Annotated in this window: 23 protein-coding genes; 13 read left to right on the forward strand and 10 right to left on the reverse strand. The window is 70.3% G+C overall.

Annotation, left to right across the window (positions count from 1 at the left end):
• Position 1 precedes the first annotated feature (1 nt).
• From IE307_RS27395 to IE307_RS27430, 8 genes are all read left to right on the forward strand, one after another.
• Positions 2 to 937, forward strand: a complete 936-nt coding sequence (locus IE307_RS27395; RefSeq protein ID WP_191302258.1) for a DUF5926 family protein — start codon at positions 2 to 4, stop codon at positions 935 to 937.
• A 43-nt stretch (positions 938 to 980) separates the two neighbouring features.
• Complete coding sequence (locus IE307_RS27400; RefSeq protein ID WP_191302259.1) at positions 981 to 1,319, forward strand: DUF952 domain-containing protein; 339 nt, start codon at positions 981 to 983, stop codon at positions 1,317 to 1,319.
• Positions 1,320 to 1,404: 85 nt separating this feature from the next.
• On the forward strand, positions 1,405 to 1,929 hold the full coding sequence (locus tag IE307_RS27405) for a SigE family RNA polymerase sigma factor (protein WP_268250417.1): 525 nt from the start codon (positions 1,405 to 1,407) through the stop codon (positions 1,927 to 1,929).
• A 3-nt stretch (positions 1,930 to 1,932) separates the two neighbouring features.
• Positions 1,933 to 2,736: a hypothetical protein gene (locus IE307_RS27410; protein ID WP_191302261.1), complete on the forward strand. Its 804-nt coding sequence runs from the start codon at positions 1,933 to 1,935 to the stop codon at positions 2,734 to 2,736.
• Positions 2,737 to 2,916: 180 nt separating this feature from the next.
• On the forward strand, positions 2,917 to 3,465 hold the full coding sequence (locus tag IE307_RS27415) for a hypothetical protein (RefSeq protein ID WP_191302262.1): 549 nt from the start codon (positions 2,917 to 2,919) through the stop codon (positions 3,463 to 3,465).
• A gap of 88 nt (positions 3,466 to 3,553) precedes the next feature.
• On the forward strand, positions 3,554 to 4,132 hold the full coding sequence (locus IE307_RS27420) for a hypothetical protein (RefSeq protein WP_191302263.1): 579 nt from the start codon (positions 3,554 to 3,556) through the stop codon (positions 4,130 to 4,132).
• 105 nt (positions 4,133 to 4,237) lie between these two features.
• On the forward strand, positions 4,238 to 4,645 hold the full coding sequence (locus tag IE307_RS27425; protein ID WP_191302264.1) for a YciI family protein: 408 nt from the start codon (positions 4,238 to 4,240) through the stop codon (positions 4,643 to 4,645).
• Between the two features lie 2 nt (positions 4,646 to 4,647).
• Positions 4,648 to 5,778, forward strand: coding sequence for an RNA polymerase sigma factor (locus IE307_RS27430; RefSeq protein WP_191302265.1), 1,131 nt, complete (start codon positions 4,648 to 4,650; stop codon positions 5,776 to 5,778).
• Between the two features lie 66 nt (positions 5,779 to 5,844).
• On the opposite strand, the gene IE307_RS27435 is transcribed toward IE307_RS27430, so the two are convergent.
• The 4 genes from IE307_RS27435 to IE307_RS27450 form a co-directional block, all read right to left on the reverse strand.
• A complete protein-coding gene (locus IE307_RS27435; RefSeq protein WP_191302266.1) occupies positions 5,845 to 6,405 on the reverse strand; it encodes a ferritin in 561 nt (186 codons plus the stop codon).
• A 100-nt stretch (positions 6,406 to 6,505) separates the two neighbouring features.
• The gene (locus IE307_RS27440) at positions 6,506 to 7,693 is read right to left on the reverse strand and encodes an arginine deiminase (RefSeq protein WP_191302523.1); all 1,188 of its coding nucleotides are present in this window, start codon (positions 7,691 to 7,693) and stop codon (positions 6,506 to 6,508) included.
• 147 nt (positions 7,694 to 7,840) lie between these two features.
• On the reverse strand, positions 7,841 to 8,539 hold the full coding sequence (locus IE307_RS27445; protein WP_191302524.1) for a CPBP family intramembrane glutamic endopeptidase: 699 nt from the start codon (positions 8,537 to 8,539) through the stop codon (positions 7,841 to 7,843).
• Positions 8,540 to 8,629: 90 nt separating this feature from the next.
• A complete protein-coding gene (locus IE307_RS27450) occupies positions 8,630 to 9,394 on the reverse strand; it encodes a DUF2470 domain-containing protein (protein ID WP_191302267.1) in 765 nt (254 codons plus the stop codon).
• Between the two features lie 78 nt (positions 9,395 to 9,472).
• On the opposite strand from IE307_RS27450, the gene IE307_RS27455 reads away from it, so the two are divergent.
• Positions 9,473 to 9,937, forward strand: coding sequence for a hypothetical protein (locus IE307_RS27455; protein WP_229905114.1), 465 nt, complete (start codon positions 9,473 to 9,475; stop codon positions 9,935 to 9,937).
• Positions 9,934 to 10,392 carry a hypothetical protein gene (locus IE307_RS27460; protein WP_191302268.1) on the forward strand — a complete coding sequence of 153 codons (459 nt, stop codon included), beginning with the start codon at positions 9,934 to 9,936 and terminating at the stop codon, positions 10,390 to 10,392. The genes IE307_RS27455 and IE307_RS27460 overlap by 4 nt, the downstream gene beginning before the upstream one ends.
• Here the strand turns inward: IE307_RS27460 and IE307_RS27465 are convergent.
• The gene (locus IE307_RS27465; protein ID WP_191302269.1) at positions 10,379 to 11,266 is read right to left on the reverse strand and encodes an NAD-dependent epimerase/dehydratase family protein; all 888 of its coding nucleotides are present in this window, start codon (positions 11,264 to 11,266) and stop codon (positions 10,379 to 10,381) included. The genes IE307_RS27460 and IE307_RS27465 overlap by 14 nt on opposite strands.
• Before the next feature lie 15 nt (positions 11,267 to 11,281).
• Positions 11,282 to 12,127: an alpha/beta fold hydrolase gene (locus tag IE307_RS27470; RefSeq protein ID WP_191302270.1), complete on the reverse strand. Its 846-nt coding sequence runs from the start codon at positions 12,125 to 12,127 to the stop codon at positions 11,282 to 11,284.
• Positions 12,128 to 12,200: 73 nt separating this feature from the next.
• On the opposite strand from IE307_RS27470, the gene IE307_RS27475 reads away from it, so the two are divergent.
• The gene (locus tag IE307_RS27475; RefSeq protein WP_229905115.1) at positions 12,201 to 12,650 is read left to right on the forward strand and encodes a MarR family winged helix-turn-helix transcriptional regulator; all 450 of its coding nucleotides are present in this window, start codon (positions 12,201 to 12,203) and stop codon (positions 12,648 to 12,650) included.
• Here the strand turns inward: IE307_RS27475 and IE307_RS27480 are convergent.
• The 4 genes from IE307_RS27480 to IE307_RS27495 are packed head-to-tail and all read right to left on the reverse strand — an operon-like array spanning position 12,647 to position 16,441.
• Entirely contained in the window at positions 12,647 to 13,789 is a 1,143-nt protein-coding gene (locus IE307_RS27480) for a VWA domain-containing protein (protein WP_191302271.1), read from the reverse strand. The genes IE307_RS27475 and IE307_RS27480 overlap by 4 nt on opposite strands.
• Complete coding sequence (locus IE307_RS27485) at positions 13,786 to 14,418, reverse strand: IclR family transcriptional regulator (protein ID WP_191302272.1); 633 nt, start codon at positions 14,416 to 14,418, stop codon at positions 13,786 to 13,788. The genes IE307_RS27480 and IE307_RS27485 overlap by 4 nt, the downstream gene beginning before the upstream one ends.
• The gene (locus tag IE307_RS27490; RefSeq protein ID WP_191302273.1) at positions 14,418 to 15,581 is read right to left on the reverse strand and encodes a fumarylacetoacetate hydrolase family protein; all 1,164 of its coding nucleotides are present in this window, start codon (positions 15,579 to 15,581) and stop codon (positions 14,418 to 14,420) included. Before IE307_RS27490 ends, IE307_RS27485 begins: the two co-directional genes overlap by 1 nt.
• Positions 15,578 to 16,441 (reverse strand): hypothetical protein, encoded by an 864-nt coding sequence (locus tag IE307_RS27495; protein WP_191302274.1) that lies wholly within the window; start codon positions 16,439 to 16,441, stop codon positions 15,578 to 15,580. The genes IE307_RS27490 and IE307_RS27495 overlap by 4 nt, the downstream gene beginning before the upstream one ends.
• A 70-nt stretch (positions 16,442 to 16,511) precedes the next feature.
• On the opposite strand from IE307_RS27495, the gene IE307_RS27500 reads away from it, so the two are divergent.
• A complete protein-coding gene (locus tag IE307_RS27500) occupies positions 16,512 to 17,684 on the forward strand; it encodes a homogentisate 1,2-dioxygenase (protein WP_191302275.1) in 1,173 nt (390 codons plus the stop codon).
• Positions 17,685 to 17,717: 33 nt separating this feature from the next.
• Complete coding sequence (locus tag IE307_RS27505; protein ID WP_191302276.1) at positions 17,718 to 18,881, forward strand: SWIM zinc finger family protein; 1,164 nt, start codon at positions 17,718 to 17,720, stop codon at positions 18,879 to 18,881.
• Positions 18,882 to 18,927: the final 46 nt, after the last annotated feature.

Genomic DNA, 18,927 nt, shown 5'->3' on the forward strand with positions numbered 1-18,927 from the left:
GGTGGCCAAGCGGACCGCGGTCAAGGACGCACCGAAGGACGGGATCAACCCGAAGCAGCCCTGCCCGTGCGGGTCCGGCAAGCGCTACAAGGCCTGCCACGGCGCTCCCGGTGGCGCGACCGACGTGATCGTGTCCCGGCCGTTCGAGGGTCTCGCCGCCGAGTGCGAGCTGATCGCGCTGCGCGAGTTCGTGCCGTCGGCGGTCGTGAAGCTGCCGGTCAAGGACGGGCGCGAGGTCACGCTGGCCACCGTGCTGCCGATGGCCGCCGCCGGTCTGATCCGCGGCGACGACGTGCCGTTCGTGGGCCTGCAGGTGCAGACGCGCTCCGGCGACATCAGCCGCGACCTGGCGCGGGCGCTGCAGTGGGCGCAGAAGGCGAAGACCGGTGACGTGCTGCCGGTCGTGGGCCCGGACAACGGTGACGACCCCGCCCGCCTGCAGGACCTGCTGGACGTCGACGCCGAGATCACGCCGGTGCTGCACGCCGACTTCATCTGGTGGATGCCCGAGGGCACCGAGCCGACCGGTGACGTCGCCCTGTCGCTGGAGCGGGCGAACGCCGCGATCCTGCCGACCGAGCGCCTCGACGCCCCCGGCGTGAAGGCCGCGTACTGGGTCGACGCGGGCGACAAGGCGCACCTGCGCTGGGTCCGCCCGGAGCCCGAGGAGAAGTTGCTGGACGCGATGGCCCGCCTGGCCGCGCGCGGTGAGCTGGACCTCGGTGAGGGCTCGCGCTACGCCGGTTCGTTCCGCGCGCACGGCCTGCTCGTGCCCGTGTGGGACCTCGACCGCGAGATGCACGCCCGCGAGTGGGCGGAGCCGGCCGAGGCGCTGGGCAAGCGCTTGCTGGAGGCCCTGGCCTCCGACGAGCAGCTGTCCGACGCCGAGCGCCGGGCCCGCGAGGGCCTGCGGGGACGCCAGATCACCCTGCGCTAACGCCCGGTTGTCCACAAGGTTGTGCACAGGGAGCTGTGGATAAGTGCTGCTGCACATCATCACGACGGCCGGCTGGGCTGCTGCCCGGTCGGCCGGTTCGATCACGCCCGCAGAGGGTGAGGAGTTCGTGCACTGCTCCGACCGGGGAGTGGTGCACGTGACGGCCGGGAAGTTCTTCCACGGGCAGAGCGGGCTGCTGCTGCTCGTGATCGACCCGAAGCTGCTCGGCGTGCCCGTCCGGTGGGAGGCCGTGCCGGACTCGCCGCTGTGGTTCCCGCACGTCTACGGGCCGATCCCGGTCGCCGCGGTGGCCGAGGCGCACGAGTTCCCCGCGCAGCCGGACGGTTCGTTCGTCCTGCCGCGAGCCGTTGCCGTTCTGTGATCTGGTAGGGCAACCGATCGTCGCGCTCAGGCGTGAACCCCTCGAAGCCAGTGGGCTCTTGGGGGAGGGGCGTGCCGTGACGGCGGTGCTGCAGCTGGGGTCCGCCGTCGAACGCGGCGGGGGAAGAGCGGAAACCGTGGGGGATTTCGCTGAGTTCGTGCGCATGTCCATGCCTGGACTTCTGCGATACGGCCATGCCCTGACGGGCAATCCGCACGACTCCGCCGACCTGGTGCAGGCCGTGCTGGAGAAGGTCGGTTCGCGCTGGGGCACCGTGCAGGGCAAGGGCGACGACCCGCTCGCGTACGTGCGGCGGGCGATGGCGAACACGCACATCAGCATCTGGCGCCGGCGTCGCCGCGAAAGCCTCGTCGCCGACTTCCCGGACAACGGGGCCGTGGCGCCCGAACTGAGCAGGCTCGAGAACGAACCGCTCTGGCAGGCGCTGCGCGAACTGCCGCCGCGGCAGCGCGCGGTGATCGTGCTGCGCTACTACGAGAACCTCTCCGAGGCCGAGATCGCCCACGCGCTCGGGATCTCGTGCGGCACGGTGAAGAGCCAGAGCAGCAAGGCGATGGCCAGCCTCCGAACACGTCTCGGAAAGGAGTGACCCGTGGACGACCTCGACGACGAGCTGCGCAGGCTCTTCAACGACGATCGGCTCGACGTCCACTCCGAGCCGGTCGCGGTCGAAGCGGTGGTCAGCGGTGCCCGGCGCCGGCGGCGTCGGCGCACGGCCGTCACCGGAGCCGTCGCCGTGGTGGCCCTGGTCGGCGCCGGGATCGGACTGACCCACCTGACCACGTCGCGGCTGGAGGACACCACCGGCGCGCTGCTGACGACGGGGACCTCGGCCACCTCGACGCCCACGTCACCACCGCCGGTCAGCACGGTCGTCTCGACCGTGACCCAGACCGTGAACGCGCCGCCCGGTACTGGCACCCCCGACGACACGAGCACCGGGGACCCAGGCAAACCGAGCTCGAACCGCCCGTCGACGACGCTCGTGCCGGAGTCGCAGCCGGGCAGGTACGGGACGCTCGCGCTGGGCATGCCGGAGGCCGAGGCGCTGGAGACCGGGTCACTGGTCGAACCGAGCACTCCGGCGGACGCCGAACAGCGGTGCAAGGCCTACGCCACCAAGTCGGTGCCCGACGCCAACGCCGTGATCGTCTCGCCGGCCAAGGGAATCGTGCGGATCATGATGCCGAGCTACGCGAAGACACCGAAGAACGTCGGTGCGGGCTCCACGGTGGCCGACGTGAAAACCGCTTACGCCAATGCTGCCCAAAGCGGTTCGCACGTGACCGTGCAAATGGCCGCCTCGCCTCCGTGGACCTATGTCTTCGAAATCGACGGAACGACGGTCACCACTGTTTTCCTGCGTTTGGCCGCAGGCGACTGCACCACTGCTTGAACAAGTGAACCCGCGAGTTCCCGCCGCCCCTGTGAGTCCGGCGGGAATTTGGCATACCTGCTGTTCAAGGCGCTAGGACCGGTCCTGTTCGTGACTTTTCTGTGATGAACCGGTTTGCAACCATCGTTCCGGATCGGCGTCTTCATTGGTGTCGGGAAGCAAATCTCCGGGGGGAAGAAAATGAACCGATCTGCTGTCCTCATCGCCATTGTCGCCGCATTCGGTCTGTCCGCGTGCACGTCCACTTCTGCACCGGAGCAGAACTCCGCTCCCGCCGTCGAACAGCCGGCGGAGAACACCCCGCCGCCGGCGCGGAACGTGGCGGAGGTGGACAACCGCCTCGGGTACGGCGCCCTCAAGCTGGGCATGACGCTGGAGGAGGCCACGGCTGCCGGTTTGACCGACCTGACCTGGGACAGCGACGGCGACGGCCTCTGCGTGGGTGACGACGAGGTCGCCATCTCGAAGAAGTACGGCGTCGTGCGGATCACGCTGCCCAAGGAGGCGAAGACCTCGAAGGGGATCGGTGTCGGCTCGACCTTCGCCGAGGTGAAGCGCGCCTACCCGAGCTCCTCCGAGTACCGCGCCGGGTGGTCGTCGCCGATCGACTACACCGCCGGTTACGCGTTCATCGGCAGCAGCAGGACCGAGCACTTCACGGACACCGACGAGGTCGTCCAGATCACGATGGGCCTGAGCGGCGCCGACTGCGCCATGTACCTGCTCTGAGCCTCACCGAACAACCGCGGCCCGCCCCGCTGGGGGTGGGGCGGGCCGCGGTGACCGCAAAACCGAAGCATCCCTGGGGGGACCGGAAATGAACCGCTCGCTCGTCTTCGTCACCATCGCCGCCGCTCTCGGCCTGGCCGCGTGCACGTCCACGCCCGACAACACGCCCACTTCGTCGACCTCGTCCAGCACGACGCCGCCGCCCGCCCAGGTGGTCACCGAGTTCGTCACCGAGACCGTCACCAAGCCGGTCGCGCCGCCAACCAAGCCGGTGATCGGCTCGTTCGGCTACAGCACCCTCAAGCTGGGCATGACGCTGCAGCAGGCGCTCGGCACGAAGCTCCTCGGCTCCGACGACCTCGCCGGCGGACAGGGTGGGGGCTGCACCCTCCACGACATCGTCGGGACGGGCGGGAAGGCCTACGTCTCGAAGGCGAAGGGCGTCTCGTCGATCTTCTTCACGGTGGGAATGTCGTCCGACGGCGTCGGCGAGGGAGCGACCGAGGAGAAGCTCAAGGCCGAGTACACCAACCTGAAGGCCTCGTACGGCACCTCCTACACCGCCACTGCCGACGGCAACACGAACGCCTTCTTCCACTTCGGCCTGGCCGACGGCAAGGTCACCAACGCCGTCCTCAACCTCAACGGCCAGGACTGCCACAGCTGAGCGAAAAAATCTTCGGCGGGCATGTCGAGATCCGCGTTTCGGCTTCGTCCCCGCGGTGGAAGGCGACCAGGATGGGTCGCACCAGCACCGAGGGAGACACCCGAGATGGCGAAGTACCTGCTGCTCAAGCACTACCGCGGCGCCCCTGAGCCGGTGAACAACGTGATGATGGACCAGTGGTCCCAGGACGAGATCACCGCGCACATCAAGTACATGAACGACTTCGCGGACAAGCTCAGGGGCACCGGCGAGTTCGTCGACGAGCGGGCGCTCGCGCAGGAGGGCACGTGGGTCCGCTACGACGGTGAGGGACGGCCGCCGGTCACCGACGGCCCGTTCGCGGAGACCAAGGACCTCATCGCCGGCTGGATGATCATCGACACCGACACCTACGAGCGCGCGCTCGAGCTGGCGGGGGAGCTGTCGGCGGCGCCGGGCAAGGACGGCAAGCCGATCCACGAGTGGCTGGAGATCCGTCCGCTCTACGGCAACGCGCCGACGATCACGGAGTGACCGTGGACGGGGCACTGCTCAGGAGCCTCACACCGGCCGTGCTCGGCATCCTCGTCCGCCGCGGAGCAGACTTCGCGGCGGCCGAGGACGCCGTGCAGGACGCGCTGGTCGAGGCCGTCCGCGTGTGGCCGGACGACCCGCCGCGGGACCCGAAGGGCTGGCTGGTCACGGCCGCCTGGCGGAAGTTCCTCGACGCGACGAGGGCCGAGACCGCGCGCCGCAGGCGTGAGGACCTGGTCGACGCCGAACCCGAGCAGGGCCCCGCACACGACTCCGACGACACGTTGCAGCTCTACTTCCTGTGCGCGCACCCGTCGCTGACGCCGTCGTCGGCGGTCGCGCTCACGCTCCGGGCCGTCGGCGGGCTGACGACCCGCCAGATCGCCCAGGCCTACCTGGTGCCGGAGGCCACGATGGCCCAGCGCATCAGCCGGGCCAAGAAGACGGTCGGCGCCGTGCGGTTCGACCAGCCCGGTGACGTGGGCACCGTGCTGCGCGTGCTGTACCTGGTCTTCAACGAGGGCTACTCCGGCGACGTCGACCTCGCCGCCGAGGCCATCCGGCTCACCCGGCTGCTCGCGGCCGCGATCGACCACCCGGAGGTCGCCGGCCTGCTCGCGCTCATGCTCCTGCACCACGCCCGCCGCGCCTCCCGCACCGACGGCGGCAGGCTCGTCCCGCTGGCGGAGCAGGACCGCGGCCGGTGGGACACGACGCTGATCACCGAAGGTGTCGAGGTCCTGCAGGCGGCGCTCGCGCGGGACCGGCTGGGGGAGTTCCAGGCGCAGGCGGCCATCGCGGCGCTGCACGCGGACGCGCCCGTGGCCGAGGAGACCGACTGGGTGCAGATCGTGGAGTGGTACGACGAACTGCTGGCGCTCACCGACAGCCCCGTCGTCCGGCTCAACCGCGCGGTCGCCGTCGGGGAGGCCGACGGACCGCGCGCAGGGCTGAAAGCATTGGCGGAACTGGACGATTCTTTGCCCCGCTACTCGGCGGTGTCGGCATACCTCCACGAACGCGACGGCGACCGTCGAACGGCCGCGCGGCTCTACGTCGAGGCAGCGGAGAAAGCGACGAACCTCGCCGAGCGGGAATACCTCACCCGTCAGGCGGCTCGTCTCAACAACTGAAAGGCCCGCCTCCCCGATGGGAAGGCGGGCCTTTGTGATCAGGCACTCAATCGTGCGGAAGAAAAATCAGAGAGCGCCGCCCGCGGCGGTCGGGGCGTTGGAGTCGCCGCCCTCGTCGCCCACGCTTTCGCGGGTGAGGAACGTCTCCACGTAGAACATGTTGCCGTCGGCGCGGTCCATGATCGTGAGGAGCGTCTTCATCGAGGAGACCTCCTCGACCTGCTCCTTCAGGAACCACTGGATGAACTGCTCGCCGATGTAGTCCGACTCCTCGCGGGCGGCCTTCGCGAGCGCGACGATCTGGTCGGTGACCTGCTGCTCCTGGACCAGGGCCAGGGCGACGAGGTCACGCGGGGACTTGAACTCGTTGATCGGCGTCTCGACGCCGGGAACGGCGACCGCGATGTCGTTGTCCATGAGGAACTTGACGATCATCATCGCGTGGTTGCGCTCTTCGAGGGCCTGCTTGTAGAAGTGCGACGCGAGGCGCGGCAGGTCCTCGTTGTCGAACCACACCGCGAGCGCGATGTACTGCTGCGAGGCGGAGAACTCGTTGCCCACCTGAGCGCGCAGGAGCTCGTGGAAGCTCGACTTTCCGGTCAGGATCTTCTTCACGTTCGAGGCCATGAGGAGTACGTTAACCCAAAACAGTGATCTTCGCATTCCAGGAAAAGCTAACCTTTGTTTGGAAAGGCATTCCAAACAAAGGTTAGGCATTCCTAACGATCTACACCAATGGCGCGCGGTCGATCGGGCACGACATGCAGCGGGGCCCGCCGCGGCCGGAGCCCAGTTCCGAACCGGCGATCCGCAGCACCTCGACGCCCGCGTCCTCGAGGCGCGCGTTCGTCTCGACGTTGCGCTCGTAGGCCACCACGAGACCGGGGGCCACGGCGAGGGTGTTGTTGCCGTCGTCCCACTGCTCGCGCTCGGCGGTGACGACGTCGAGGCCCGTGTCGATCACGCGCAGCCGTTCGATGCCCATCGCCTCGGCCGCCGCCTCCAGGAACGGCACGGGGCCGTCCACGCGCACGCCGCCGTTGCCGTCGGAACGCAGCGGGTAGGCCGTCAGCACGTCGCTGATCGCCGGGTACATCACCACGGCGTCGCGGTCGACCATCGTGCAGACGGTGTCGAGGTGCATCGTGGCGCGCTCTTGCGCGATCGGCACCGCCAGCACCGTGTGCGCGAGGCCGTCCGCGAGAGCAGAGCGCGCGAACGACTCCGCACCCGCCGGGGTTGTGCGCTCGCCGACGCCGATGGCGATGACGCCCGGCGCGAGCAGCAGCACGTCGCCGCCCTCCAGCGGCGCCGAATGCGCGCCGTACGCGCGGCCCGTGCGGCGGAACCGGGGGTGGTAGGCGTAGATCAGGTCGGTCAGCGTCGTCTCGCGGTCGCGGGCGGGCAGCGCGAGCGACGTGATGGCCACGCGGTCGCCGACCCACACCGACGAGTCGCGGGTGAAGAGCAGGTTCGGCAGCGGGTCGACGGCGAAGTCGATCGGCAGGTGCATCTTGCGGACCAGCGACGCGCCCTCGGCGGCCGGCAGTTCCTCGAACGTCATGCCGGTCATCAGCACCTGGGCGAGCAGCGGCGCCTCGAGCGAGGTGAGGTGGCTGCGCAGCGCGTCGGCCAGGTCGATGCCCAGGCGGCGCTCGTTGACGGCGCTGTGGATGCCCGCGATGCGGGCGCGGTTGTCCTCCAGCGCCTGCACCAGCACGTCGGCCAGCAGCAGGACCTCCACGCCCTTCGAGGTCAGCGTCGCGGCGAACGCGTCGTGCTCCTCCTGGGCCCTGCCGACCCACGGCACGCCGTCGAACAGCAGCTGGTCGTTGTTGCGCGGGGTGAGCCTCTTGAGCTCGTTGCCCGGCCGGTGCAGCAGCACCGTGCGCAAAGGGCCGACCTCGCTGTCCACGCGGGGCGCGGCGTCCGGAAGTGCTTCGGTCTCAGCGATCGTGTGCGCAGTCACCGATCGAGCGTAACGCCGAACAGCACAAATCGCCGCCGCTGAGCCAGAAATCGCAACGAATGACGGGTAAAACCCAGTTCTACCGTTGGTTTGTTAGGGCAACCAGCTGACTTTGCCTCGCAACATTGTGTAGCCGACGAACGCGACCACGTCGAGGATGGTGTGGGCGATCACCAACGGCCACAACCGCTTGGTGCGCTGCCAGTAGAAGCCGAAGACCAGGCCCATGACCAGGTTGCCCACGAACCCGCCGAAGCCCTGGTAGAGGTGGTACGAACCGCGCAGCACGGCCGCCGCGAACAACGCCGTGTACTGCCGCCAGCCGAGCTGCTCCAGCCGCGTGATCAGGTACCCGACGACGAGCACCTCCTCGGCCCACGCGTTGCCGGCGGCGGCGAGGATGAGCGCCACGCTCATCCACCACTGGTTGTCCAGGGTGGACGGCTGGACGGCGAGGTTCAGCCCCAGCGCCCAGGCGGCGAAGTAGAACGCGAGCCCGGGGATGCCGATGATCGCGGCCAGCCCCAGCGCGCCGAGCGAGTCCGCGAGCTTGCGGGTGCCGTCCAGTCCGATGACGCGCAGCTTGATCCCGGTGCGCCACAACAGGTACAGCCCGATGCCGCCCCACGCGGCGAGCTGCAGCACGCCGAGCAGCTGCGCCACCAGGTCCAGCAGGTCGGCGCGCGCCTGCGGGACGTTGATCGCGACGGACTGCTGGTTGAGCGGCGTCGGCTGCAGCAGGCTGTCGACCAGCCGCACGAGGCTGCGCAGGCCGGACAGCCCGAGCGTCATGCTGAAGACGATCAGCAGTTCGAGCTGGTAACCGCGCTTCTCGTCAGCGGGGATCAAGGTCACCCGCGCGAGGCTACCTGCAGTTTTGGATCACCTCTGGGACAGGAACGGACAGCCCATCAACCGGCGGAGCTCCGCGGCGAGTTCCTGGGGAGTGCTGACCGGCTTGGAGAACGCGATCCGCACGTCGTGGTCGTCGCACTCGGCCTCGACCCGCAGGCGCAGCCCGAACCGGTCGAGCCCGAGCGGCCGGACGTGACCGCTCTGCAGCTCCTCAGGCAGGTGCCGGGCGAGCTGGCCTACGACGTCGCGGTGCGCGGCCTCCAGGTGCCGCAACCAGTGGTCCTCGTTGCCGTGGAACGGGTCCGGAGCCGCGCTCGCGAACTGCTCCGGCCTGATCGACGAGGTGCCCTCGGCGTCCGCGATCACCATCGACGCGGGCGTGAGCCGCAGCACCGTGGCGCCGTGGCCCGCGTCGAGCAGCCGGTGGTCGGGACGCACGTCGGCGACGGCGAGGACCTCCTCGCGCGCCTCCTCGCCGTCCAGCGCGGAGACCCAGCCGGTGAGCCACAGCAGGCCGCGGACGGGTTCGCGCAACGCCACCGGGGCCTGGTCGGCGATCTCCAGCATCGCCGTCACCTCGGTCCGCGGTGCCTGCCACAGCTGACCGACCAGCGGGTGCTCGTCGGCCAGCAGCAAGATCGTCGTGCCGCACGGGTGCACGTGGTGCAGCAACGGGCTCGTGCGGGAGCCGGACTGAGGAAGCAGCGCGGCGGAGCCGTGGCGGGCCGCGATCGTGCGGGCGCGCTCTGCGGCGTGCGGCGCCGGCGGGCGCTTGGTCTGGGTGTCGGTCACCGCTGCACCTCCTCGAAGGTTAGGCAAGCCTAACTTAGCTGCGCTCCAGAAGGGAATAGTCACCTGTACGGTGGACAGGTGGTCGTGCCCAACAAGCCGTCCACCGAGGTGACGGCGCTCGACGATCGGTGGACCCGGCACTGCGTGGACCGGGCGAGCCGGCGTGCGCTCGTCTGGACGGTGCTCGCGGGTGCGGCCTTCGTGCTCCAGTTCCTGCTGGTCCTGGTGTGGTCGTGGTCCTCACCGGTGGCGCTGGTGCTGCTCTTCTTCGCCGCCGCCGTGCTGTGGGTTGTCACCCGACGGCGTCCGGTGCGTTTACCGGAAGGCGAACCGTGGCATTTCGCTCATGTGCAGTGGGAGGGAGGGCGTCTGGTCGTGCTGTCTTCACCGCCTCTTTTGCTGACTTTGAGCGTCGGTCCTCTCCTGCGCGGACGGATCGCGCGTCATCGGCGCGTCTGGTTCGTGCGGCCGGACTCCGCGGGCAACACCTTCGTGACGTTCCGCGGTGTGCCGCGGCTGATCCCGGCGCGCGTGACCCGATGACGACGATGATCGAGAACTGGACGGACACCTGCCTCGCGCGGGCCGACCGCCGCGCCGTCGGCCACATCCTCTTCGCCCTCGCCGTGCTGTGCGTCGTGCTCCTGATCGGCTGGCTCTGGCTCACCGTGCTGTCCGTGCCGGTCGTGCTGGAACTGGCCGCGCCGGGTCTGCGGCACTTCCTGCAGCGGCGCGGCACCCAGCAGCTGATCGAGCGGTTCCCGTGGCGGCCCGTGTCGGTGAGCTTCGTGGCGGGCAGGCGGATCGGGCGTCAGGCGTACCTGCGCGTCGCCGACTCCGAGAACAACCTGCGCCTGCCCGAACTGCCGGAGCGGGCGCGCGTGCTGGTCCGGCACACCGGCAGGATCTGGATCGCCGGACCGGACGAACGCGGCCGCGTCGTCGCCATGACGCGCGGTCTCGCGTTCCTCACCCGTGGTCGGGTCATCGACCGTTAGCGCGCCACGCCCGGTAGTGCCGTTCGGGAGCGTCAGTGAACGAGACGTGCCGCGGCCGCCAGCCGAGCAGCCGGTGGGCCTTGGCGCTGGACACGAGCTCGTCCTGGTCCGCCGCCACCTGCATGATCCCGCCCGCTTCTGCCGTTTCCAGCCGGATCTCCCCGGTGAACCCCGCTGCGCGCACGGCGGCGCGTTGCACCTCCAACGCCGTCAGGCGCTGGTCGTCGGCGATCACGAACACCTCGCCCGAGGGTTCGCGGTCGAGGACGCGGACGTAGGCGTCGGCGAGGTCGTCGACGTGCACCCAGCTCCAGCGCTTCGAGACGTCGCCGAAGAACACCGGCGAGCCTTCGTCGGCCGCGGCGAACCACTGCGCCGTCATGGAGGTGGTGGCCGCCCCGCCGTAGATGAAACCGGGTCGCACCACCGTGTGCGCGAGTCCGCTCGCGGCGAGTTCGCCCTCCAGCGCGAAGCGGAACCCGATCGGGCTCTCCGGGTTGCCCGGCGTGTTCTCGTCCATCAGCGCCACGCCCGTGCGGCCGTAGGAGGAGATGCCGGTCGTGTAGACGAGGTGGCGGCGCCGGCCGTCCCGTTCCTCGGCCGCGGCGACCTCGGCGAACAACGTGCGGTCGGTGCCCGCGGGGTCGTTGAGGTCCATGACCAGGTGCACCACGGCGTCGGTGCCGTCGAGGTGGTCGCGCCACGTGTCCGGCTTCGCGAGGTCGCCCCGCACGGGAACGACCTCGTCGGCGACCAGGCCGGTCGCGGTCGTCGTGTCGCGGGTGAGGCCGAGGACGGTGTGCCCGGCGCGGGCGAGGGCGGCGGAGACGCGGCGTCCGGTGTAGCCCGTGGCGCCGGTGACGAGGATCTGCATGTTCTGACTCCGTGATCAGCTGGTGAAGAAGCGGGTGAGCACGTCGGCCGTGGCCCGCGGGTTGTCGGCGGCGAAGGTGTGGGCGGCGCCGGGGACGATCTCGGCGCGGACGTCGGTGGCGGCCTCGCGGGCGCCGTCGAGCAGCACCTGCTGCGGCAGGCCGTGTTCGCCGTTCAGCACGAGGACGGGCACCTCGACCTTGGCTCCGGCGCGCGCGTTGCGGCCGTCCTGCAGCACCGTGGCGTAGTGCTCGAACCCGCCGCGCATCCCGCCGGGCCGGGTGAGGGTGCGCAGCAGTTCGGCGTGGTCGTCCCCGGTGATGCCGCCGCGGATCATCTGCTCGTAGAACCAGGACAGGTACTGCTCCTCGCGGCCCTCGACGAGCTTCGCCGCGAACTCGCTCTCGGCGTGGAACCCGAAGTGCCACAGGCGGGACAGGTGCTCCTCCAGGCCGAAGCCGGGCAGGAAGCACTCGCTGAGCACGAGCTTCGCCACGTCCCGCGGATGCCGCTGGGCCCAGGCGTGGACGGTCATCGTGCCGACGTCGGTGCCGAGCACGAACGCGGTCTCGTGCCCGAGGTGGCGCAGGAGCGCGTGCAGGTCGTCGGCCTCGTCCTGCTTGGTCCAGTGCCCGTCCGGTATCGACGAGTCACCGGAGCCGCGCAGGTCCGGCGCGACGACCGTGAAGCCTTCCGCGGCCAGCAGCGGCAGCAAAGCGCGGAACTCGATCCAGCTGAACGGCCATCCGTGCACGAGCACGACCAGCGGACCTCCTCCGCCGCTCACGTAGTGCAGCCGCACGCCGTTGACCTCGGCGTACGCGTGTTCGAACCCCTCCGGTGCGGGTGCGGGAGACGTCATCGGCCACTCCTTAGCTTGCTTGCCTAAGCAAGGAATACTCCCTGTTGCTTGGTTAGGCAAGTAATCTGTGAGCGTGACCGCACTCTCCCCGATGTCGTCCGCCGAGACCGAGCTCTGGCAGAGCCTCGGCCGGCTGGTGCACTCGTTGCCCCGTGCGCTGGAGGACGACATGTCCCGCACCGGCGTGACGATGACCGAGTTCGCCGTCCTGTTGCTGTTGAGCGAGGCGCCCGGCCGCCGGCTGCGGATGTCCGCGCTCGCCGCGCAGGCGGGGCTCACCGCGTCCCGGATCACCAGGGTCGTCGACGGACTCGGCAAGCACGGCCTGGTGCAGAAGGAACGCCACGGCGAGGACGCACGCGGCAACGACGCGATCCTCACCGACGAGGGGCTGGAGGTGATGCGCGCGGCCCAGCCGGCTCACCTCGCCAGTGCGCGGAAGCGGGTTCTGGACAGCATTCCGGCCGAGCTGCTGCCGGACCTGGCGAGAACCATCACGGCACTCGCCGACGCGTTGGCCTAACGGCCCGTTGCGATGCCTTCGGCCTCGGCCCACTGCGTGAGGTCGTCCTTGCGCAGCGCGGCCGCCAGCAGTTCGGGGAACTTGTCCGGCGTGCAGGCGAACGCGGGTGCGCCCAGCGCGTGCAGCTTCGCGGCCAGTTCGTGGTCGTAGGCGGGTGTGCCGGAGTCGCTGAGCGCCAGCAGGTTCACGACCGTGACGCCGCTCGCGACCAGTTCGCGGACCCGGCGCTGCAGCTCGGTCTCCGAGCCGCCCTCGTAGAGGTCGCTGATGATCACGACGACCGTGTCGGTGGGCCTGCGGACGAGCGTCTGCGCGTAGGCGACCGCGCGGTTGATGTCCGTGCCGCCGCCGAGCTGGGCGCTGAACAGCAGGTCGACCGGGTCGCTGAGCTGGTCGGTCAGGTCCGCGACCTCGGTGTCGAACACGACGAGCTTCGTCGAGATCGACCGGATGCTCGCGAGCGCCGACCCGAGCACCGCCGCGTGCACCAGGGACTCCGCCATCGAGCCGGACTGGTCGACCAGCAGGACGACGTCCCGCATCGCCGAGGCCCGGCTGCGCCGGCGGTGGCCGATCAGGTCCTCGACGATCACGGTCTTGTGCTGCGGCTGGTAGTTCTTGAGGTTCGCCCTGATCGTGGTCGCCCAGTCGACGTCGGGCAGCTGCGGCCTGCGGGTGCGCTTCGACCTGTCGACGGCGCCGCGGACGGCCTCGACGAGCCGGTCCTGCAGACGCCGCTCGATGTCCTCGACCACCTTGCGCACCACGGCTTTCGCGGTGTCGCGGGTGCGGGCGGGGATGGCGCGGGAGAGCTGCAGCAGGGTGCTGACGAGGTTCACGTCGGGCTCGACCGACTGCAGCAGTTCGGGTTCGAGCAGCAGCTGCTTCAGGCCGAGCTTCTCGACCGCGTCCCGTTGCATGACCTGCACGACGGACGTGGGGAAGTACTTGCGGACGTCGCCGAGCCAGCGGTGCAGTTGCGGCGAGCTGGCGCCGAGACCGGCACCGCGATCACCACCACCGCCGTAGAGACCCGTGAGCGCGCCATCACGCCGTTGGTCGTCCTCGCCGAGATCGGACACGTCCTCCGCGCTCGGGCCCAGGAGCAGCCGCCAGCGCCGCAGCCGTTCGTCGCTCATTTGAGAGCTGCCGCCACTTCTTCGGCCGCACGCACGACGTGAGGGCCGACGATGTCCGCGTCGAGCTTCTCCAGCGCCACCACGCCCACGGACGCCCTGAGGCCGGGCACGCCGCGCACGGGTGCCGCGACGCCATAAGCGTTGGGCTGCAGCTCACCGGCCGAGACGACCCACGGTTCGTTCGGCTGCGAGATGGCCCTGCCGGCCGCCCCGCGGTGCACCGGGTGACGCGATCCCACCCGGTACGCCACGTGGAAAGCGGTCCACGACGGTTCGACGACGGCGACGGCCTGGGCCTCGCTGCCGTCCGCGACGGTGAGGTGCGCGGTGGCGCCGACCTTCTCGGCGAGCTCGCGCAACGCCGGGTTGGCCGCCATGCGCAGCTGGGGGAGGACGTTGGAGGCGAGGCGCAGCACGCCCAGGCCGAGCCGGACCTTCGAGCCCTCCCGGCGCACGAGACCGCGCGCCTGGAGGGGGACGAGGAGCCGGTACACGGCGGCCCTGGACGCGCCGATGGCCGCGGCGAGCTCCGAGATCGACGGTGCCTCGGACTCCGCCTCAGCGACAGCCTGCAGGAGCGCCAGACCCCGTTCCAGGGTCAGCGAGCTCTCCTTCGTCGCTCCGACCATCACGCACTCCGAACTGTGCCCACCACCTCGGCGAGACCGACCACGGAGCCGCCTTCACCGGGAGCCGTCGCGGTCAGCCTGACCGTGTCGCCGTCTTCCAGGAAGGACCTCGTGGAGCCGTCGTCGAGCTTGAACGGTTCCTTGCCGCCCCAGCTGAGTTCGAGCAACGAACCGCGCTCGTGCTTCTCCGGTCCGGAGACCGTGCCGGAGGCGAACAGATCACCTGGGCGCACCGTAGCGCCGTTCACCGTCATGTGCGCCAGCTGTTGCACAAATGACCACGACATCTCCCGGAACGGAGGCCGCGCGACGACCGTGTCGTTCAGCTCCACCGTGATGTTGATGTCGAGGCCCCAGGGCTGGTCGCACGTCAGGTAGTCGTGCAGCTTGTTCGGCAGCGGCGGCGTGGGGACGCGTGCAACTGAGAACGCCTCCAGCGGCGTGATCCACGCGCCGATCGACGTCGCGAACGACTTGGCCAGGAACGGGCCGAGCGGCTGGTACTCCCAGGCCTGGACGTCGCGCGCCGACCAGTCGTTGACCAGCGCGACGCCGAAGACGTGCTCGGCGGCCCGGCTGGTGCTGACGTTGGAGGCCTTCGGGCCGCCGCAGACGAAACCGACCTCGGCCTCGATGTCGAGGCGTTCGGACGGACCGAACTTCGGGCCCTCGCTGCCGCGCTTCTGGCCGTTCGGGCGCACGATGTCGGTGCCCGAGACGTACACCGTGCCCGCGCGGCCGTGGTAGCCGATCGGGAGGTGGGTCCAGTTCGGCGTGAGCGCGTCGCCGTCGGGGCGGAACATCCTGCCGACGTTCTCGGCGTGGTGCCTGCTCGAGTAGAAGTCCACGTAGTCGCCGACGGTGAACGGCAGCCGCGCGGTCTCGATCCCGACGAGCTCCGCGCCCTTGGGGGCCGAGCTCGCCGTGACGATCTCCCGCAGCTTGGCGCGCAGCACGCTCCAGACCGGGCGCCCGGCGGCGAGCAGCGGGTCCAGCGAGTCCGCCTGGACGTACTCGCTGCACTTGCCCAGCCCGAGGCTCCCCAGCAGCAGCGCCTGGTCGCCGACGCGGACCGCCACGCCCCCGTCGACGACGCCGTAGGGGAGGGTCTGCGGTCCGAACGGCTGGTCCTCGGTGAAGTTCGGGTCGCTGATCCAGCTCACAGCAGTCCAAGCCCCTCGAGGTCGGCGACAGGTTCGGCGAGCGAGCACGAGCCGTAGCTCGCGAACACACCGCGGACGGCGTGCGCCGCCTGGTCGCTCAGCGCCTTGGCCTCGGCGGTGAGCGCCTCGGCGTCGGTGCTCGCGAGCGCCTCGCGGACGTCGCGGCCGCTGAGGCTGCGCGCGGTGGCCACGAGGAGGTTCAGGAAGCCGTGGTGGGTGAAGCCCTGCTCGTCGGTGTAGCGGACGGCCTTGTGCAGGCCCGCCGTCGCCTTGAAAGCGACGCCGCCGCCGCTGACGACGGACAGGAAGTCGGCGACCTCCTGCACGCTCGGGAAGTTCTCCTGGGAGAGCCCTCCGCAGCGCAGCTTGGGCCAGCTGCCGTGCTCGATGACCCGGCGGACGCCGTCGAGCCACTCGGCACCGCCGCGGCGGGGTTCGACGACGCGGATGACGTCCTCGGGGACGAACTCCGACACGCGCTCGAGCCACTGCTCGTCCACATCGGACGGTGCGGGCATCTCGACCATGCGCAGTGCCAGGAGCTCACTTCGGCTCTCGACGATCGACACGGCCTTCGGCACACCGCCGAGGCCCGTGTCGATCACGAGGGAGAGCGCGATCGGTTTCGGGGGCTTGACCTTGATGAGCTCGGTGATCAGTTCGGCGAGACGGGAGGCGGGACACAGGAAAAGACCCATGACACCGGACCACTCGCCGACTCGTCCGTCGAGGTGGCCGCGCACCGCGTCGGACATCGACGCGCTCCCCGGAGGGAACAGCGCGGCATCGTCCACAAGCCTCGCGAGCAGGGGCGGAGTACCGCGCGGACCGGGCGCACGGAGTTCGACAGCGCTTGACACGGCTGACACGCTAGCCGTGTACCGCCAACTGAACAAAGATGTCCGATAGTCGAACGCCTCCGGAGACGTCATGGCCCACTACCGCCAGGTCGGGGAGATCCCCCGAAAGCGCCACACCCAGTTCCGCAAACCGGACGGTGGGCTCTACGCGGAAGAGCTCATGGGGGTCGAGGGCTTCTCGGCCGATTCGGCCCTCCTGTACCACCGGCACCTGCCGACCGCGATCGTGAACGCGGAGACGGTGAAGGACGAGCGCGGGACCGTGTCGCCGAACCTGCCGCTGAAGCCGCGGGCGTTCAAGACGCAGGACCTGACCTGGGCCTCCGACGAGGTCGACGCCGTGACCGGGCGCCGGAAGCTGTTCGGGAACCCGGACGTGACCATCGGTTTCGTGGTGGCCAACGTGCCGTCGCCGCTGTACCGCAACGCCTTCGGTGACGAGCTGCTGTACGTGCAGGGCGGTTCCGGGGTCATCGAGACGATCTACGGGGCGTTGGAGGTGGGGGACGGCGACTACGTCGTGATCCCGACCTCGTGCACGTACCGGGTGGTGCCGTCGTCGCCCATGTCGCTGCTGGTGCTGGAGGCGACCGGGCACGTCGGGCCGCCCCGCCGCTACCTGTCGAAGGCCGGCCAGTTCCTGGAGCACTCGCCCTACTGCGAACGCGACATCCGCGGTCCGGTCGAGCCGATGCTGGCCGACGGGACCGATGTCGACGTGCTCGTGCGGCACCGTGCCGGGCTCACTCGTTTCACCTACGCGAATCACCCGTTCGACGTCGTCGGCTGGGACGGCCACCTGTACCCGTGGGTGTTCAACATCCGCGACTTCGAGCCGATCACCGGCCGCGTGCACCAGCCGCCGCCCGTGCACCAGACGTTCGAGGGCCCGAACTTCGTCGTGTGCTCGTTCGTGCCGCGCAAGGTCGACTACCACCCGCTGGCCGTGCCGGTGCCGTACAACCACGCGAACGTCGACTCGGACGAGCTGATGTTCTACGTCGGCGGCAACTACGAGGCCCGCAAGGGCTCCGGCATCGGCGTCGGCTCGATGTCGCTGCACCCGTCCGGCTGCACGCACGGCCCGCAGCCGGGAGCGGTCGAGGCGTCGCTGGGCGTCGACTACTTCGACGAGACCGCGGTCATGGTGGACACGTTCCGCCCCTTGGAGTTGGGCGAGGCGGCGGACGCCTGCGAGGACCCGGCGTACGCCTGGACGTGGGCCCGACGCGGTCCGGCCTGATTTTCTGTCGGAGGTCCTCGCTACTTTGGTCTCGTGAGGACACGAGCCGTTCCGACGCGCTGGCAGGGCCTGGGCAAGGCCCTGCCGGTGCTGTGGGGCCTCTACACGGGCTCCGGTTCCACGCCGTACCGCGTGTGCGTCGACCTGGCCGCGGGCTCGGCCAAGTGCACGTGCCCGTCCCGCAAGTTCCCCTGCAAGCACGCCGTCAGCCTGCAGGAACTCGACCTCCCCGACGCCCTCCCGCCCGAGTGGGTCGAGGAGTGGACCACCCGCCGCGCCACCCGTGAGCTCGACGCGTCACCCGAGGCCGTGGCCCGCCGCCTGCGCGCCCGCGAGAAGACGGCGGCCAACCGCGCCTCCGCCATGTCCGCTGGCATCGACGGCCTGCGCGACTGGCTCCTCGACGTGGCCTCCGCCGGCATCGCCTCCCTGCCTGGCCGCCCCGTCTCGTGGTGGCAGGCGTTCACCGCCCGCATGATCGACGCCCAGGTCCCCGGCGTCGCCGCCGCGGTCTTCGAGATCCAGGAGATCGTCGCCCGCTCGGGCCCGCGCTGGACCTCCGACGTGGCCGACCGCCTCGGCGGCCTGCACCTGCTCTGCCACGTGCAACCCCGCTCCCGCCTCGGCGTCACCATCCCCGAGGAGACCGTGCGGGCCTCCCCGGGCATCTCCGACCGCTGGGTGGCTCTGCTCCGCCTGGAGACCGACGACGGCCGGGTCCGCACCGTCCGCCAGTGGTGCTGGGGCCGCCAGACCTCCCGCTGGGTCGTGGCGATCCGCCACTCCGCGGTGGGCGCCCCCGTACCCCTGCTGCCCCACGGCCTGGAGTCCTCCGCCCTGGTCCACCCCTACCCGGCCTCGGACCGCGTGGCCCTGGGCGAACTGGAGGGCTCCCGCACCCCCGGCCCGGTCCCGGCCCCGCAGTCGTGGCGCTCCGCCCTGGCCTCCCTCGAACCGATGCTGACCGCGGACCCGTGGCAGCGCCTGTTCCCCCTCGGCTGCACCGAGGTCCGCCTCCACGGCACCTCCCTGGTCGACACCTCGGGCGACGGCCTCCCCGTCCGCGACGACACGGGCCTCGACATGGCCCTCGCCCTGACCGGCGGCCTCCCGTTCGACGCCTGGGGCCTGTGGGACGGCCACGCCCTGCGGCTGGGCGCGGTGTCGATCGACGGCACCCTGGAGGTGGTCGCATGACCGCGACACAGCGGGTTCACCGCCGCGTCTCGCACACGAAGGCCAC

This window comes from Lentzea cavernae (assembly GCF_014653695.1).
GTDB classification, from domain to species: Bacteria; Actinomycetota; Actinomycetes; order Mycobacteriales; family Pseudonocardiaceae; genus Lentzea; species Lentzea cavernae.

Excerpts from the sequence above, each read along its gene's own strand:
- IE307_RS27445 (WP_191302524.1), bottom strand. The coding sequence starts at position 8,539 with ATGACGCTCGGGCTGTCCGGCCTGCGCAGCCTCGTGCGGCTGGTCGAC.
- IE307_RS27485 (WP_191302272.1), bottom strand. The coding sequence starts at position 14,418 with ATGGTCGGAGCGACGAAGGAGAGCTCGCTGACCCTGGAACGGGGTCTG.
- IE307_RS27465 (WP_191302269.1), bottom strand. The coding sequence starts at position 11,266 with ATGCAGATCCTCGTCACCGGCGCCACGGGCTACACCGGACGCCGCGTC.
- IE307_RS27470 (WP_191302270.1), bottom strand. The coding sequence starts at position 12,127 with ATGACGTCTCCCGCACCCGCACCGGAGGGGTTCGAACACGCGTACGCC.
- IE307_RS27415 (WP_191302262.1), top strand. The coding sequence starts at position 2,917 with ATGAACCGATCTGCTGTCCTCATCGCCATTGTCGCCGCATTCGGTCTG.
- IE307_RS27435 (WP_191302266.1), bottom strand. The coding sequence starts at position 6,405 with ATGGCCTCGAACGTGAAGAAGATCCTGACCGGAAAGTCGAGCTTCCAC.
- IE307_RS27460 (WP_191302268.1), top strand. The coding sequence starts at position 9,934 with ATGACGACGATGATCGAGAACTGGACGGACACCTGCCTCGCGCGGGCC.
- IE307_RS27425 (WP_191302264.1), top strand. The coding sequence starts at position 4,238 with ATGGCGAAGTACCTGCTGCTCAAGCACTACCGCGGCGCCCCTGAGCCG.
- IE307_RS27500 (WP_191302275.1), top strand. The coding sequence starts at position 16,512 with ATGGCCCACTACCGCCAGGTCGGGGAGATCCCCCGAAAGCGCCACACC.
- IE307_RS27420 (WP_191302263.1), top strand. The coding sequence starts at position 3,554 with ATGAACCGCTCGCTCGTCTTCGTCACCATCGCCGCCGCTCTCGGCCTG.
- IE307_RS27480 (WP_191302271.1), bottom strand. The coding sequence starts at position 13,789 with ATGAGCGACGAACGGCTGCGGCGCTGGCGGCTGCTCCTGGGCCCGAGC.